The following is a 14,490-nucleotide window of genomic DNA, read 5'->3' on the forward strand; positions in this document are numbered from 1 at the left end:
AGATGGATATGGAATTACTGGTTAATGTGCTTTATGCCGCGATCCGTACTGGCACGCCGCTTTTGCTAGTGGCGCTAGGTGAATTGGTGTGTGAAAAGTCAGGTGTACTCAATCTTGGTCAAGAAGGCATGATGCTGATGGGGGCGGTGGCAGGTTTTATTGCAGCTTACCAAGGCTTACCACTACCGATGGCATTTGTAGTAGCTATGCTGGCGGGGATGTTGATGTCCTGGTTATTTGGCTTCCTGGCCCTTCAGTTATCGACTAATCAGGTGGCAACAGGGTTGGCATTAACCATTTTGGGGGTTGGTCTCTCGGCATTTTTGGGGGCGGCGTATATTGGACAGCCGGTCGAGGGGGTGCGTCCCTGGGAATTGCCGTTGCTGGCGGATATTCCGCTGTTGGGCAAGGTATTGTTTAGTCACGACCCCTTGGTTTATCTCTCCTTTGTGCTGGCTGCAGCGGTGGCCTGGTTTCTTTATCGTACCCGTGCAGGGTTAATGTTACGTGCCATCGGTGAATCGCCGCAGTCTGCCAACGCGACGGGGTTGCCAGTGCTGTGGGTGCGGTATGCGGCCGTTTCTTTTGGTGGGGCAATGGCTGGTTTGGCGGGTGCCTATCTGTCTTTGGTTTATACCCCGATGTGGGCCGAAAACATGACCGCTGGGCGGGGCTGGATAGCGCTTGCTTTGGTGGTATTTGCGAGTTGGCGTGTGGGGCGTGCTCTGTTGGGAGCGTACTTATTTGGTTTGGCAAGCATTCTGCATCTTGTATTGCAGGGGATGGGTTTTGCCGTCTCGCCTAATCTGCTTGCTATGCTGCCCTATGTGGCGACGATTGTAGTGCTGGTGCTGCTCAGTCGTGGCGGCGGTCGCCACCTGAATGCGCCTATGTCTTTGGGAAAACCCTTCCATCCAGCCCGCCATTGAGCGGATTGACGAGGAGTAATAACAATGAAACGAGTTCTCATGGTTCCCACGCTGATGGCGGCAATGATGGCTGTCTCGGTGGTCCAAGCGGATCCTTTAAAAGTCGGCTTTGTTTATGTTGGGCCAGTGGGTGACGCGGGTTGGACAGCTAAGCATGATCAGGGGCGTCAATGTTTAGAGCAGCAGCTGGGGGATAAAGTCAGTACCAGTTATGTAGAGAGTGTGCCGGAAGGGGCCGATGCAGAGCGGGTGATTGAGAATCTGGCGCGTACTGGGCACAAATTGATCTTTACCACCTCATTTGGCTACATGAACCCGACATTGAAAGTGGCGAAAAAGTTCAAAGATGTAAAGTTTGAACACGCGACTGGATATAAAACAGCGGACAATGTCTCGAATTACTTTACTCGTGCATATCAAGGGCGTTATTTGACCGGCATGGTCGCCGGAAAAATGACGAAATCTAATGTTATCGGCTATATCGGGGCCTTCCCAATTCCTGAGGTGGTGCGTGGTATCAACGCTTTTACCCAAGGATTGCGTGAGGTAAACCCTGAGGCCAAGGTTAAAGTGGTTTGGATTAACTCCTGGTATGACCCCGCTAAGGAGCGTGAGGCGGCCGAAGCGCTCATGCAGCAAGGTGCTGATGTCCTGAATACTCACTCCGATTCGCCCGCTGCCATCCAAGCGGCTGAGGCAAAAGGTGTTTATGCCATGGGGTATCATGATGATATGTCAGAGTTTGGGCCTAAAGCTCATCTGACCGCTACTATGCACAACTGGTGTAACTATTATGTAGAGCGTGCTCAGGCTGTGTTGGATGGTAGCTGGACGAGCCAGTCTTCTTGGCCAGGAATGGAAGCAGGTACGACTCACTTGGCGCCTTATAATGAAGCCATTCCGGCCGATGTAGTCGCCATGGTGGAAAAGCGTAAGCAAGAAATTATCGAGGGCAGTTACAAAGTATTCACAGGGCCGGTACGTGATCAATCTGGTGTAGAGCGAGTGCCGGCCGGTGAGGTGATGAGTGATGGCGCTATGTTGGGCTTTGACTGGTATGTAGAAGGTGTGGAGGGTGAGCTGCCCAAGTAAGGGTGCTTACAAATTGACCATTAAAGCGGATTAAGTCATAATCTCGCTTCTGTGTTTTCCGGGCCTATTGGGCCCGGTTTCTCTTTGTTGGATTCCTTGGTGTGTACTAGGGTCAAAAGTGGCCAGGAGTTGCTTTTGCCTTGCGTGCATGCTAGGTGCGGCGTATAATGCCGTACCCATTTTTTGGGGAACCGGCATTGCCGTGCAAAATTGGAGCTGTGATCAACATGCAAAACCAGAAAATTCGTATTCGGTTGAAGGCGTTTGATCACCGCCTGATTGACTCGTCCGCTCAGGAGATCGTTGAGACTGCTAAGCGTACGGGTGCTCAGGTGCGTGGTCCTATTCCGCTTCCGACTCGTAAAGAGCGTTTCACTGTGCTGATTTCTCCGCACGTGAACAAGGACGCGCGTGATCAGTATGAAATTCGTACTCACAAGCGTGTGCTCGACATCGTGGATCCAACAGAAAAGACTGTTGATGCACTGATGAAGCTGGACCTGGCTGCAGGCGTGGACGTACAAATCAGCCTGGGTTAATCCCGGTCTGTAGTAACTGTCTACCAGCGCTTTGCGCCGTGGAATGCTCAATGTGGGCAGCCATAGAGGGTGTGTAGCCCCGTACACAATATGAGGTAAAACTAAATGACAATTGGTGTTATCGGAAGAAAAGCGGGTATGACCCGTATCTTCACCGAAGATGGTGCTTCCGTCCCAGTTACTGTTATTGAGGTGGAGCCTAACCGTGTTACTCAGGTTAAAGACCTGGAAAACGACGGTTATGCAGCCGTTCAGGTAACCACTGGTTCTCGTCGTGCTTCTCTGGTCAGCAAGCCGCTGGCTGGTCACTATGCTAAGGCTGGTGTGGAAGCAGGTCGTGGTCTGTGGGAGTTCCGCCTGCAAGAAGGTCAGACTGCAGAAGTTGGCGAACAGCTGACTGTGGCTCAGTTTGAAGCCGGTCAGAAAATTGACGTTACCGGTCAGTCCAAGGGTAAGGGTTTTCAGGGCGGTATCAAGCGCTGGAACTTCCTGAGCCAGGATGCTTCTCACGGTAACTCTGTTTCTCACCGTGCTCCCGGTTCCATCGGTCAGTGTCAGACTCCTGGACGTGTGTTCAAGGGTAAGAAAATGGCCGGTCATATGGGTGCCGAGCGCGTTACCGTTCAGTCCCTGGAAGTTGTGCGTGTTGATGCAGAGCGTAACCTGCTGCTGGTCAAGGGCGCTGTTCCCGGTGCAACTGGCGGTGATCTGATCATTCAACCAGCTGTTAAAGCTCGCGCCTAAAGGGGTCTAAGCAATGAATCTATCTATTGCCGGAGCCAAGGGTACGGTTGAGGTCTCTGAGCTGACCTTCGGAAAAGAATTTAACGAAGCGCTGGTGCATCAGGTAGTTACTGCATACCTGGCTGGTGCACGTCAGGGTACCAAGGCCCAATTGACCCGCTCTGAAGTAAGCGGTGGCGGCGCCAAGCCGTGGCGTCAAAAGGGTACTGGCCGTGCCCGTGTAGGTTCCGCCAACAGCCCTCTGTGGCGTAGTGGTGGTGTGACTTTCGCTGCTAAGCCTCGCAGCTTTGAGCAGAAAGTTAACAAGAAAATGTATCGTGCTGCTATTCGCTGCATCCTGTCCGAACTGGTTCGTCAGGAGCGTCTGGTAGTAGTGGAAGACCTGAAAGTTGAATCCCCCAAGACTAAAGTCTTTGCTGCACATCTGCAGGCTATGGGTCTGGACAACGTTCTGGTTGTATCTGACAACGTCGAGCAGAACCTGTATCTGGCTGCCCGCAACCTGCCTCACGTTGATGTACGTGATGTAGCTGGTATTGATCCGGTTGCGCTGGTTGGGCATGAAAAAGTGCTGGTAACTGTACCTGCTCTGAAGAAGTTTGAGGAGTTGCTGGGATGAACCAAGAGCGCATCTTCAAAATTCTGCTCGGTCCGCACATCTCCGAGAAAGCAACCATCGTAGCCGAAGACGCTCAGCAGGTTGTATTCCGTGTGACTCCAGATGCGACCAAGGCAGAAGTTAAGCAGGCCGTTGAGCAGCTCTTCAACGTCAAAGTTGAAAAGGTAAACGTGCTCAACGCTAAAGGTAAGACCAAGCGTACCGTACGTGGTCTAGGCCGCCGTGCCAACATTCGCAAGGCTTACGTGCGTCTGGCCGAAGGTCATGACATTGACTTCGTTGGCGCTGAGTAAGGGGATTTCAGGTCATGGCAATTGTAAAGTGTAAACCGACTTCCGCTGGCCGCCGCCAAGTGGTGAAGGTGGTCAACCCTGACCTGCACAAGGGCGCGCCCTATGCACCTCTGGTTGAGCAGCTGAGCCGTTCTGGTGGCCGCAACAACATGGGTCGCATCACTACCCGTCACGTGGGTGGTGGTCATAAGCGTCACTATCGTCTGGTTGACTTCAAGCGTAACAAAGATGGTGTTGCAGCCATCGTTGAGCGTCTGGAATACGATCCTAACCGTTCTGCCCATTTGGCTCTGCTGAAGTATGCTGACGGCGAGCGCCGTTACATCATTGCACCCAAGGGGCTGAAGGCTGGCGATAAAGTGCAGTCTGGTTCTGATGCCGCTATCAAAGTGGGTAATACCCTGCCAATCCGTAACATTCCGGTTGGTAGTACTATTCACTGTATCGAGCTGAAGCCTGGTAAAGGTGCTCAGTTGGCCCGCTCTGCTGGTGCCGCTGTTCAGCTGGTAGCGCGCGAAGGGCAGTATGCCACTATTCGTTTGCGCTCTGGTGAAATGCGTAAGGTGCACATTGACTGCCGCGCCACCCTGGGTGAGGTTGGCAACTCTGAGCATAACCTGCGCAGCCTGGGTAAGGCCGGTGCCAAGCGCTGGCGTGGTGTTCGTCCGACCGTTCGTGGTGTTGCCATGAACCCGGTAGACCACCCGCACGGTGGTGGTGAGGGTCGCACCTCTGGTGGTCGTCATCCCGTTACACCTTGGGGTGTGCCGACCAAGGGCTATAAGACCCGCAAGAACAAGCGTACTACGAAAATGATCGTACGCCGTCGCACTGCCAAGTAATTAAGAGGAATCAGCTGTGCCACGTTCACTGAAGAAAGGTCCTTTTATCGACCTTCACTTGATGAAGAAGGTAGAGGCTGCAGTAGAGAAGGGCGAAAAGCGTCCGATCAAAACCTGGTCACGTCGCTCTACTATCTTCCCACAGTTCGTTGGGTTGACTATTGCAGTCCATAATGGTCGCCAGCACGTTCCGGTGTTTATCACCGAAGACATGGTTGGTCATAAACTGGGTGAGTTTGCTGTGACTCGTGCCTTTAAAGGTCACGCAGCAGACAAGAAGGCTAAACGTTAAGAGAGGAGATAACCATGGAAGCTGTTGCTAAGCTGACTGGCGCTCGCCTTTCTGCACAGAAAGCCCGCCTGGTCGCTGATCTGATCCGTGGCAAGAATGTTGACGAAGCACTAAATATTCTGACCTTTAGCACCAAAAAGGGTGCTCACTTGGTCAAGAAGGTGCTGGAGTCCGCTGTTGCTAATGCTGAGCACAATGAAGGTGCTGATGTTGATGAGCTGAAAGTGGATACCATCTTCGTAGATGAAGGTCCTAGCATGAAGCGCATCATGCCGCGTGCCAAAGGTCGTGCTGATCGCATCCTGAAGCGCACTTGCCACATCACCATCAAGGTTGCTGAGCGTTAAGGAGACACCGTTATGGGTCAGAAAGTACATCCTACAGGCTACCGACTCGGTGTCACCAAAGATCACACTTCTGTGTGGTACGCCGGTCGTGGCGAATATGCCAAGAAGCTGCTGAACGATCTGCAGGTGCGTAAGTATCTGGAAGAGAAGCTGAAAGCTGCCTCTGTTAGCCGTATTGAAATTGAGCGTCCTGCTAACAATGCGCGTATCACTATTCACACTGCCCGTCCCGGTATCGTGATTGGTAAGAAGGGTGAAGACGTAGAGAAATTGCGCCAGGACGTATCTAACATGATGGGCGTGCCTGTGCACGTCAACATCGAAGAAATTCGTAAGCCTGAGCTGGATGCCAAACTGACTGCTCAGTCAGTGGCTCAGCAGCTGGAACGCCGTGTTATGTTCCGTCGCGCGATGAAGCGTGCCGTACAGAATGCTATGCGTCTGGGTGCTAAGGGTATCAAGATCCAGGTTTCTGGTCGTCTGGGTGGTGCTGAAATCGCGCGTACTGAATGGTACCGCGAAGGGCGTGTTCCTCTGCATACTCTGCGTGCTGACATCGACTACAACACTGCCGAAGCTCATACCACTTATGGTGTGATCGGTGTGAAAGTGTGGATCTTCAAGGGCGAAGTTCTGGGCGGTATCGAACAGGTACGTGCCGAAAAGAATGCGCCTAAGAAGAAAGGCAAGTAAGAGAGGATACGTCCCATGTTGCAACCAAAGCGTACCAAGTTCCGCAAAGTGCATAAGGGCCGTAACCGCGGTCTGGCACTGCGTGGTAGCAAAGTCAGCTTCGGCGACTTTGGTCTGAAGACGACTGAACGCGGCCGTATCACTGCACGTCAGATTGAAGCGGCTCGTCGTGCTATGACTCGTCACGTTAAGCGTGGTGGTAAGATCTGGATCCGCGTATTCCCTGATAAGCCTATTACCGAGAAGCCCCTGGAAGTTCGTATGGGTAGCGGTAAAGGTAACGTGGAATACTGGGTGGCTGAAGTTCAGCCTGGCAAGGTGCTGTTCGAGATGGAAGGTGTTGCTGAGACTCTGGCTCAGGAAGCTTTCGCTCTGGCAGCGGCTAAGCTCCCCGTGAGTACCACCTTTGTTAAGCGGACGGTAATGTAATGAAAACTGCAGAACTGCGTGAGAAGTCCGTAGCTGAACTGCAGCAGGTAATGCTGGGTCTGCTAAAAGATCAGTTCAACCTGCGGATGCAGAAAGCGTCTGGGCAGTTGGCTCAGACTCACTTGCTGGGCAAAGTCCGTCGTGACATTGCTCGCGTGAAGACGGTGCTGACCGAAAAGGCAGGTAACTAAGATGTCTGAGAAAATTGTTCGAACTGAGACCGGTCGGGTCGTCAGCGACAAGATGGATAAGACCGTCACTGTCCTGATCGAGCGTAAAGTAAAGCACCCGATTTACGGCAAGTACGTCAAGCGCTCCACCAAGCTGAAGGCTCATGATGAAAATAATGAGTGTCAACTAGGTGATCTGGTTACCATCCAAGAAACTCGTCCTTTTTCAAAGACGAAAACTTGGAAGCTGGTAAAGATTGAAGAGCGCGCCGCTAAGGTGTAAAATCGCGGCTCTTTTGCTCCTCCGTACTTTTCCTGCCGGGGTGACTCGGTGGGAAAAGTGCTGTTTTGGCTTTGTGGAGTAGATCATGATCCAAACAGAATCCATGCTGGATGTTGCTGACAACAGCGGCGCCAAGCGTGTGCAGTGTATTAAGGTACTGGGTGGTTCTCACCGTCGTTATGCGAGCGTGGGAGACATCATCAAAGTTGCTGTTAAGGAAGCAATTCCTCGCGGCAAGGTAAAGAAAGGTCAGGTAATGAATGCCGTGGTAGTTCGTACCAAAAAAGGCGTTCGTCGTGCCGACGGCTCTGTTATCCGCTTTGATGTGAATTCTGCTGTGTTGCTTAACAACAAGCTTGAGCCTATCGGCACTCGTATTTTTGGGCCGGTAACTCGTGAACTTCGCAGTGAAAAATTCATGAAAATCATTTCCCTGGCTCCTGAAGTGCTCTAATCGAGTGCGAGAAGGTAGTAGGAAAGGATAAAAGTACTATGCGTAAAATCAGACGTGACGACGAAGTAATCGTCATTGCGGGCAAAGACAAAGGCAAGCGCGGTAAAGTGCTGCGTGTGCTGAAGGATGACCGCCTCATCGTTTCCGGCATCAACATGGTCAAGAAGCACCAGAAGCCTAACCCCCTTCTGAACCAGCCGGGTGGTATCGTTGAGAAAGAAGCCTCTATCGCCACCTCTAATGTTGCGATCTTCAATCCGAAGACCAGCAAAGGTGACCGTGTCGGCTTCAAGATTCTTGAAGATGGCAGCAAAGTGCGCATCTTTAAGTCCACCCAAGAAGTCATTGGTGCTTAAGGAGTTTGGCCATGTCACGCTTGAAAGAGCTGTACAAGAAAGAAGTAGCGGCCAAGCTGAAAGAACAGTTTGGCTACGAAAACGTAATGCAGGTTCCGCGCATTACTAAAATCACCCTGAATATGGGTGTCGGTGAGGCTGTAGGCGATAAAAAGCAAATCGAGAGCGCCGTGGCGGATATGACTGCTATCAGTGGTCAGAAGCCCGTTGTTACTCGTGCCCGTAAGTCCGTTGCAGGCTTCAAAATTCGTGAAGGCTGGCCCATCGGTTGCAAGGTGACCCTGCGCGGTGAGCGTATGTGGGAATTCCTGGATCGTCTGGTTGACATCGCTGTACCCCGTATCCGTGACTTCCGTGGTTTGAATGGCAAGTCCTTCGACGGTCGTGGAAACTACAGCATGGGCGTTAAAGAGCAGATCATCTTCCCTGAAATCGACTATGACAAAGTCGATAAGCTGCGTGGTATGGATATTACTATCACCACTACCGCAGCGACCAATGAAGAAGGTCGTGCCCTGTTGGCAGCCCTGAACTTCCCGTTCCGTAAGTAAGGAGGCCTCGCCATGGCAAAGCTGAGTATGAAAAAGCGCGAAGAAAAGCGCGCCGAAACCGTCGCTAAGTTTGCTGCCAAGCGCGCCGAACTGAAAGCGATCATCAAGAATCCCGCCACCTCTGATGAGGCTCGCTGGGAAGCGCAGATGGCACTGCAGAAGTTGCCGCGCAACGCTAGCCCGATCCGTCAGCAGCGTCGTTGCCAGATTACTGGTCGCCCGCATGCGGTGTATCGCAAGTTTGGTCTGTCTCGTATCATGCTGCGTGAAGCGGCAATGCGCGGTGACGTCCCAGGCTTGAAGAAAGCTAGTTGGTAAGCGGCTTGCGCTAGCAAGCCCTGCTGCACAATAGTTTTCAGGAGTTATTTTTAGATGAGTATGCAAGATACCCTAGCGGATATGTTTACCCGTATCCGCAATGCGCACTTGGCTAATCATGCCGCTGTATCTATGCCTTCTTCCAAGATGAAGGTAGCGGTAGCCAAAGTGCTAAAGGATGAGGGTTATATCAGTGATTTCGCTATTGCAGGCGAGAAAAAACTGACCCTCACCATTGAGTTGAAGTATTACGAAGGTAAGCCCGTTATCGAGCGTCTTGTACGTGTTAGCCGTCCTGGCTTGCGTCAGTATAAGAATCGCTCTGACCTGCCTAAGGTTGAAGGTGGTCTGGGTATTGCCATTGTCTCTACCTCCAAAGGTGTGATGACCGACCGCGCTGCACGTGCTGCTGGCGTGGGTGGCGAAGTCATCTGCACAGTATTCTAAGGAGGACTGAGATGTCTCGTGTAGCTAAAAAGCCCGTGGTCGTTCCTGCTGGTGTTGAAGTTAAACTGGCTGGTCAGGAAGTGGCTGTTAAAGGCAAAAATGGTCAGTTGAACCTGAGCATTCATTCCTCTGTTGAGGTGACTCAGGATGGCAACCAGCTTCTGTTTGCTGCTCGCGATGGCAGCGTGCAGGCGAAGGCAATGTCTGGCACCGTGCGTGCTCTGGTTAACAACATGGTAATCGGCGTATCTGAAGGCTTCGAGAAGAAGCTGGAGTTGGTCGGTGTTGGTTACCGTGCTGCGGCTAAGGGTGATGCGGTAAGCTTGACGCTGGGTTTCTCCCATCCGGTTGAATATAAACTCCCTGCCGGTGTGACTGCTGAAACTCCGAACCAGACTACTATCTTGTTGAAAGGTTCAGATAAACAGCAGATTGGCCAAGTGGCCGCAGAGATCCGCGCCTTCCGTGCGCCGGAGCCCTACAAAGGCAAGGGTATCCGTTACTCCGACGAGTTTGTGCGTCGGAAAGAAGCTAAGAAGAAGTAAGGCAGGATTCCATGAACGAGAAAAAAGTTTCCCGTTTGCGTCGCGCTGCCCGTGGTCGCCACAAGATGCGCGAACTGGGCGTGAATCGCCTGACTATTCACCGTACTCCACGCCACATCTACGCTCAGGTTTTCTCTCCCTGTGGTGGACATGTGCTGGCCGCGGCCTCTACTCTGGACACCGAGCTGCGCTCTGGCCAGACTGGCAATGCCGACGCGGCAGCCAAAGTAGGAGCGCTGGTCGCTAAGCGTGCTTTGGAGGCTGGTGTTAAGCAAGTAGCCTTCGATCGTGCTGGTTTTAAATACCACGGTCGTATTAAGGCCCTGGCTGATGCTGCCCGTGAAGGCGGACTTGAATTCTAAGGTGTGACAATGGCAAACATCGAACAGAAAGACGGCGACCTGCAAGAAAAGCTGGTCCAAGTTAACCGTGTTGCCAAAGTGGTCAAGGGTGGACGCATTTTCGCGTTCACCGCTCTGACTGTGGTTGGTGACGGTAAGGGCCGTGTCGGTTTTGGTCGTGGTAAGGCGCGTGAAGTGCCTGCAGCTATCGCCAAGGCTATGGAAGCGGCTCGTCGCAACATGATTAAAGTTGAGCTGAATGGCGGTACTATTCAGTACCCCGTTAAAGCTCGTCATGGTGCTTCCAAGATCTACATGCAGCCTGCTTCTGAAGGTACAGGTGTTATCGCTGGTGGTGCGATGCGCTCTGTGCTGGAAATGGCTGGTGTTCACAACGTACTGGCAAAGTGCTACGGCTCTACCAATCCGGTAAACGTAGTGCGTGCAACTTTCAACGGTTTGGCGCAAATGAAGGCTCCCGAAGAAATTGCTGCTAAGCGCGGTAAAACCGTTGAAGAGATTCTGGGGTAATCAACCATGGCAAATACTGTAAAAGTAACCCTGGTTCGTAGCCCTATCGGCAAACAGCCGAAGCATCGTGCCACTGTGCGCGGTCTGGGTCTGCGTAAAATTGGTCAGGTGGTTGAATTGCAGGATACTCCTGAGGTTCGCGGCATGATCAACAAAGTGAACTACATGGTTCGCGTCGTCGGCGAGTAAGGAGATACTCATGTTTCTGAATACTCTTACCCCGGGCGAAGGCGCCAAAAAAGCACGTAAGCGTGTAGGTCGTGGTATCGGTAGCGGTCTGGGTAAGACCTGTGGCCGTGGTCACAAAGGTGCCAAGTCCCGTACTGGTGGCGGTATCAAGTTGGGCTTCGAAGGCGGTCAGATGCCTCTGCAGCGTCGTCTGCCCAAGTTTGGTTTCGTTTCCCATATGGCTATGACTACTGCTGAAGTTCGTTTGTCTGAGCTGGCTCTGGTAGAAGCTGATGTTGTTGATCTGGCTGCTCTGAAGGCTGCCAATGTGATCAAGGGCAACATGATTCGTGCCAAGATTGTACTCTCAGGTGAGCTGAACAAAGCTGTTACTGTTCGTGGTTTGAAAGTGACTGCCGGTGCTAAGGCAGCCATTGAAGCCGCAGGCGGTAAAGTCGAGGAATAATGTTCGATGGCCAAGCAAGGAACTATACCGGCAGGTGTACAAAGTGGTTTGGGTGAGCTTTGGGCTCGTCTCCGCTTTGTATTAATGGCAATTGTTGTGTACCGCATTGGTGCGCACATTCCGGTGCCGGGGATCAATCCTGATCGCCTTGCAGCCATGTTTGAACAGAACCAAGGCACCATTCTGAGTCTATTCAATATGTTCTCAGGTGGTGCTCTTGAGCGCATGAGTATCTTGGCTTTGGGGATTATGCCCTATATTTCGGCTTCGATTATCATGCAGCTCATGACCGTGGTAGTACCGCAGCTAGAGCAGCTGAAGAAAGAAGGTGAGAGTGGTCGACGCAAAATTACCCAGTATACCCGCTACGGAACTGTGGTACTGGCGTTGTTCCAGGGCGCTGGTTTGGCTGTAGGTTTGGCCAGTCAGGGTATCGCTTTCCAGGCTAGCCTGAGCTTCTACGCGGTTGCGGTAGCTACTCTGGTTGCCGGCTCTGTCTTTATGATGTGGCTGGGCGAGCAAGTGACTGAAAAAGGTATCGGTAACGGCATTTCTATCCTGATTTATGCAGGTATTGTTGCTGGATTGCCTGGTGCTATTGGTCAGTCTTTTGAAGCAGCCCGTCAAGGTGACCTGAGCATTTTGGCCTTGTTGGCTATTGCTGTGGTAGCTGTTGCTACTGTCGCATTCGTGGTGTTTGTGGAGCGTGGTCAGCGACGCATCACAATTAACTATGCTAAGCGTCAACATGGTCGTCATATGTATGCGGCGCAAACTAGTCATTTACCCCTAAAGGTCAATATGGCTGGTGTGATTCCGCCTATTTTTGCATCCAGTATTCTGCTTTTCCCTGCCTCTTTGGGGCAGTGGTTTGGTCAGAGTGAAAATATGCAGTGGTTGCAAGATATTGCTTTAGCATTATCACCGGGACAACCGTTGTATCTTTTGCTGTTTGCAATTAGTATTGTCTTCTTCTGTTTCTTCTACACGGCACTGATGTTCAATCCGAAGGATGTCGCCGACAACCTGAAGAAATCAGGTGCCTTGATTCCCGGAATTCGTCCCGGTGATCAGTCCGCTCGCTACATTGATAATGTGCTTACGCGCTTGACTCTGGCTGGTGCTCTTTATATCACCGCCGTGTCTTTGATGCCGCAGTTTCTTGTAGTGGCTTGGAATGTACCCTTCTACTTTGGTGGGACATCTCTACTGATCGTCGTGGTTGTGGTGATGGATTTCATGGCTCAGGTGCAATCTCATTTGATGTCTCATCAATATGAATCCCTGATGCGTAAGTCCAATTTACGTGGTATCGGCGGCCTCTAACCGTCGCACCTTAATTTTATGGAGTGAAGCATGAAAGTTCGTGCCTCTGTAAAGAAAATTTGTCGTAATTGCAAGATCGTACGTCGTAACGGTTCCGTTCGAGTGATCTGCAAAGTTGAACCTCGTCATAAGCAACGCCAGGGTTGATTCTGGGTTGTGCTGAAGGTGCATTGACTTGATTTTGCATGGTTGGGTCATTACTATAATGCGCCTTTCGGTGACGGTTTTACCATATTGTCGATGCCCATGAAGGTGGGTATCTTGATCGGAGTAAATTGAATGGCCCGTATAGCTGGCGTCAATATTCCTGACAATAAGCATGCGGTGATCTCTTTGACTTATATCTACGGGATCGGCCGCACTACTGCTCAACAGCTGTGTGCAAGCATTGGCATTGAGCAGTCTACAAAGATTGCTGATCTGTCCGAAGAGACCCTGGATGTTCTGCGTGGCGAAGTTGCCAAGCTTGCGGTTGAGGGTGACCTCCGCCGTGAAATCTCTATGAACATCAAGCGTCTGATGGACTTGGGCTGCTATCGCGGTCTGCGTCATCGTCGTGGCCTACCAGTGCGTGGTCAGCGTACCAAGACCAATGCTCGCACTCGTAAAGGTCCGCGTAAGCCGATCCGTAAGTAAGCTTTAGCGAAGGAATTCTCGTATGGCCAAGCCAAATGCTCGTACCCGTAAAAAGGTAAAGAAGCAGGTTGTTGATGGAGTTGCGCATATCCACGCCTCCTTCAATAACACCATTGTGACCATTACTGACCGTCAGGGTAACACTCTGTCTTGGGCAACTGCTGGTGGGTCCGGCTTCCGTGGTTCTCGTAAGAGCACCCCCTTTGCTGCACAGGTTGCAGCAGAGCGCGCTGGACAGGCTGCGTTGGAATATGGTCTGAAGAACCTGGACGTGCTGGTTAAAGGCCCGGGCCCAGGTCGTGAGTCTGCTGTGCGTGCTCTGAACGCTGTAGGCTACAAGATCACTAATATTACCGACGTGACGCCTATTCCTCACAACGGTTGTCGTCCGCCCAAGAAGCGTCGTGTTTAATCAGGAGACGGTAGAATGGCTCGTTATATCGGACCCAAGTGCAAGCTCTCCCGCCGTGAAGGAACCGACCTGTTCCTGAAGAGCGGTGTGCGTGCTCTGGATTCCAAGTGCAAAATTGATGCAGCACCTGGTATGCACGGCGCCCGTCGTGGACGTCTGTCAGACTATGGTCTGCAACTGCGTGAAAAGCAGAAAGTTCGTCGTATTTACGGTGTACTGGAGCGTCAGTTCCGTAACTACTACAAAGAAGCCGCTCGTCTGCGTGGTGCTACTGGTGAAAACCTGCTGCAACTGCTGGAAGCGCGTCTTGATAACGTTGTTTATCGCATGGGCTTTGGTTCTACCCGTGCTGAAGCGCGTCAAATCGTATCCCACAAGGCTATCTCTGTTAATGGCAAGACCGTTAACATTCCTTCTTTCAAGGTAGCTCCCGGTGATGTGGTTGCTGTTCGTGAAAAGGCCAAGAGCCAGCTGCGTATTAAGGCTGCTCTGGAAGTTTCCGCTCAGCGTGCTCCGGTACAGTGGGTTGATGTTGACTCTGGCAAGATGGAAGGCGTTCTGAAAGCTCTGCCAGAGCGCAGCGAACTCTCCGCAGACATCAACGAAAACTTGATTGTTGAGCTGTATTCTAAGTAATTGAATTTGAGCTCAACTTCAAAACTAGGTG

28 protein-coding genes are annotated in these 14,490 nt (G+C 51.8%); all 28 read left to right on the forward strand.

Going from position 1 to position 14,490, the window contains the following annotated elements:
• The first annotated feature begins 2 nt into the window (after positions 1-2).
• Positions 3-929, forward strand: coding sequence for an ABC transporter permease (locus tag Q334_RS0103530; RefSeq protein ID WP_027311998.1), 927 nt, complete (start codon positions 3-5; stop codon positions 927-929).
• Between the two features lie 24 nt (positions 930-953).
• A complete protein-coding gene (locus tag Q334_RS0103535; RefSeq protein WP_027311999.1) occupies positions 954-2,021 on the forward strand; it encodes a BMP family ABC transporter substrate-binding protein in 1,068 nt (355 codons plus the stop codon).
• A gap of 227 nt (positions 2,022-2,248) precedes the next feature.
• A complete protein-coding gene (gene rpsJ / locus Q334_RS0103540) occupies positions 2,249-2,560 on the forward strand; it encodes a 30S ribosomal protein S10 (protein WP_027312000.1) in 312 nt (103 codons plus the stop codon).
• Positions 2,561-2,665: 105 nt separating this feature from the next.
• The gene (rplC, locus tag Q334_RS0103545) at positions 2,666-3,304 is read left to right on the forward strand and encodes a 50S ribosomal protein L3 (protein WP_027312001.1); all 639 of its coding nucleotides are present in this window, start codon (positions 2,666-2,668) and stop codon (positions 3,302-3,304) included.
• 13 nt (positions 3,305-3,317) lie between these two features.
• Entirely contained in the window at positions 3,318-3,923 is a 606-nt protein-coding gene (gene rplD / locus Q334_RS0103550; RefSeq protein WP_027312002.1) for a 50S ribosomal protein L4, read from the forward strand.
• Positions 3,920-4,216, forward strand: a complete 297-nt coding sequence (gene rplW / locus Q334_RS0103555; protein WP_027312003.1) for a 50S ribosomal protein L23 — start codon at positions 3,920-3,922, stop codon at positions 4,214-4,216. Before rplD ends, rplW begins: the two co-directional genes overlap by 4 nt.
• A gap of 14 nt (positions 4,217-4,230) precedes the next feature.
• The gene (gene rplB, locus Q334_RS0103560; RefSeq protein ID WP_027312004.1) at positions 4,231-5,058 is read left to right on the forward strand and encodes a 50S ribosomal protein L2; all 828 of its coding nucleotides are present in this window, start codon (positions 4,231-4,233) and stop codon (positions 5,056-5,058) included.
• Positions 5,059-5,074: 16 nt separating this feature from the next.
• Complete coding sequence (gene rpsS / locus Q334_RS0103565; protein ID WP_027312005.1) at positions 5,075-5,350, forward strand: 30S ribosomal protein S19; 276 nt, start codon at positions 5,075-5,077, stop codon at positions 5,348-5,350.
• A 14-nt stretch (positions 5,351-5,364) separates the two neighbouring features.
• Positions 5,365-5,697: a 50S ribosomal protein L22 gene (gene rplV / locus Q334_RS0103570; protein WP_027312006.1), complete on the forward strand. Its 333-nt coding sequence runs from the start codon at positions 5,365-5,367 to the stop codon at positions 5,695-5,697.
• Positions 5,698-5,709: 12 nt separating this feature from the next.
• Positions 5,710-6,390, forward strand: coding sequence for a 30S ribosomal protein S3 (rpsC, locus tag Q334_RS0103575; protein ID WP_027312007.1), 681 nt, complete (start codon positions 5,710-5,712; stop codon positions 6,388-6,390).
• A gap of 15 nt (positions 6,391-6,405) precedes the next feature.
• Positions 6,406-6,819, forward strand: a complete 414-nt coding sequence (rplP, locus tag Q334_RS0103580; protein ID WP_027312008.1) for a 50S ribosomal protein L16 — start codon at positions 6,406-6,408, stop codon at positions 6,817-6,819.
• Positions 6,819-7,010: a 50S ribosomal protein L29 gene (gene rpmC / locus Q334_RS0103585; RefSeq protein ID WP_027312009.1), complete on the forward strand. Its 192-nt coding sequence runs from the start codon at positions 6,819-6,821 to the stop codon at positions 7,008-7,010. The genes rplP and rpmC overlap by 1 nt, the downstream gene beginning before the upstream one ends.
• 1 nt (position 7,011) lies before the next feature.
• A complete protein-coding gene (rpsQ, locus tag Q334_RS0103590) occupies positions 7,012-7,272 on the forward strand; it encodes a 30S ribosomal protein S17 (RefSeq protein ID WP_027312010.1) in 261 nt (86 codons plus the stop codon).
• Positions 7,273-7,357: 85 nt separating this feature from the next.
• A complete protein-coding gene (gene rplN, locus Q334_RS0103595) occupies positions 7,358-7,726 on the forward strand; it encodes a 50S ribosomal protein L14 (RefSeq protein ID WP_027312011.1) in 369 nt (122 codons plus the stop codon).
• Positions 7,727-7,764: 38 nt separating this feature from the next.
• Complete coding sequence (gene rplX, locus Q334_RS0103600; protein ID WP_027312012.1) at positions 7,765-8,082, forward strand: 50S ribosomal protein L24; 318 nt, start codon at positions 7,765-7,767, stop codon at positions 8,080-8,082.
• Between the two features lie 11 nt (positions 8,083-8,093).
• Positions 8,094-8,633: a 50S ribosomal protein L5 gene (rplE, locus tag Q334_RS0103605; RefSeq protein ID WP_027312013.1), complete on the forward strand. Its 540-nt coding sequence runs from the start codon at positions 8,094-8,096 to the stop codon at positions 8,631-8,633.
• Positions 8,634-8,645: 12 nt separating this feature from the next.
• The gene (gene rpsN / locus Q334_RS0103610; RefSeq protein WP_027312014.1) at positions 8,646-8,951 is read left to right on the forward strand and encodes a 30S ribosomal protein S14; all 306 of its coding nucleotides are present in this window, start codon (positions 8,646-8,648) and stop codon (positions 8,949-8,951) included.
• Between the two features lie 54 nt (positions 8,952-9,005).
• Positions 9,006-9,398, forward strand: coding sequence for a 30S ribosomal protein S8 (gene rpsH / locus Q334_RS0103615; RefSeq protein WP_027312015.1), 393 nt, complete (start codon positions 9,006-9,008; stop codon positions 9,396-9,398).
• Between the two features lie 11 nt (positions 9,399-9,409).
• A complete protein-coding gene (rplF, locus tag Q334_RS0103620; RefSeq protein WP_027312016.1) occupies positions 9,410-9,943 on the forward strand; it encodes a 50S ribosomal protein L6 in 534 nt (177 codons plus the stop codon).
• 11 nt (positions 9,944-9,954) lie between these two features.
• On the forward strand, positions 9,955-10,305 hold the full coding sequence (rplR, locus tag Q334_RS0103625) for a 50S ribosomal protein L18 (protein ID WP_027312017.1): 351 nt from the start codon (positions 9,955-9,957) through the stop codon (positions 10,303-10,305).
• A gap of 9 nt (positions 10,306-10,314) precedes the next feature.
• Positions 10,315-10,815 carry a 30S ribosomal protein S5 gene (rpsE, locus tag Q334_RS0103630; protein WP_027312018.1) on the forward strand — a complete coding sequence of 167 codons (501 nt, stop codon included), beginning with the start codon at positions 10,315-10,317 and terminating at the stop codon, positions 10,813-10,815.
• 6 nt (positions 10,816-10,821) lie between these two features.
• Positions 10,822-11,004, forward strand: a complete 183-nt coding sequence (rpmD, locus tag Q334_RS0103635) for a 50S ribosomal protein L30 (protein WP_027312019.1) — start codon at positions 10,822-10,824, stop codon at positions 11,002-11,004.
• 10 nt (positions 11,005-11,014) lie between these two features.
• Positions 11,015-11,449, forward strand: coding sequence for a 50S ribosomal protein L15 (rplO, locus tag Q334_RS0103640; RefSeq protein ID WP_027312020.1), 435 nt, complete (start codon positions 11,015-11,017; stop codon positions 11,447-11,449).
• 6 nt (positions 11,450-11,455) lie between these two features.
• Entirely contained in the window at positions 11,456-12,775 is a 1,320-nt protein-coding gene (gene secY, locus Q334_RS0103645; RefSeq protein ID WP_027312021.1) for a preprotein translocase subunit SecY, read from the forward strand.
• Between the two features lie 30 nt (positions 12,776-12,805).
• Complete coding sequence (gene rpmJ / locus Q334_RS20250; RefSeq protein ID WP_007021200.1) at positions 12,806-12,922, forward strand: 50S ribosomal protein L36; 117 nt, start codon at positions 12,806-12,808, stop codon at positions 12,920-12,922.
• Positions 12,923-13,054: 132 nt separating this feature from the next.
• Entirely contained in the window at positions 13,055-13,411 is a 357-nt protein-coding gene (gene rpsM / locus Q334_RS0103650) for a 30S ribosomal protein S13 (RefSeq protein WP_027312022.1), read from the forward strand.
• Between the two features lie 22 nt (positions 13,412-13,433).
• The gene (gene rpsK, locus Q334_RS0103655) at positions 13,434-13,823 is read left to right on the forward strand and encodes a 30S ribosomal protein S11 (RefSeq protein WP_027312023.1); all 390 of its coding nucleotides are present in this window, start codon (positions 13,434-13,436) and stop codon (positions 13,821-13,823) included.
• Positions 13,824-13,838: 15 nt separating this feature from the next.
• On the forward strand, positions 13,839-14,459 hold the full coding sequence (rpsD, locus tag Q334_RS0103660; RefSeq protein WP_027312024.1) for a 30S ribosomal protein S4: 621 nt from the start codon (positions 13,839-13,841) through the stop codon (positions 14,457-14,459).
• The last annotated feature ends 31 nt before the right edge of the window (positions 14,460-14,490 follow it).

The sequence above is a fragment of the Balneatrix alpica DSM 16621 genome (assembly GCF_000619885.1).
Classification (GTDB): domain Bacteria; phylum Pseudomonadota; class Gammaproteobacteria; order Pseudomonadales; family Balneatricaceae; genus Balneatrix; species Balneatrix alpica.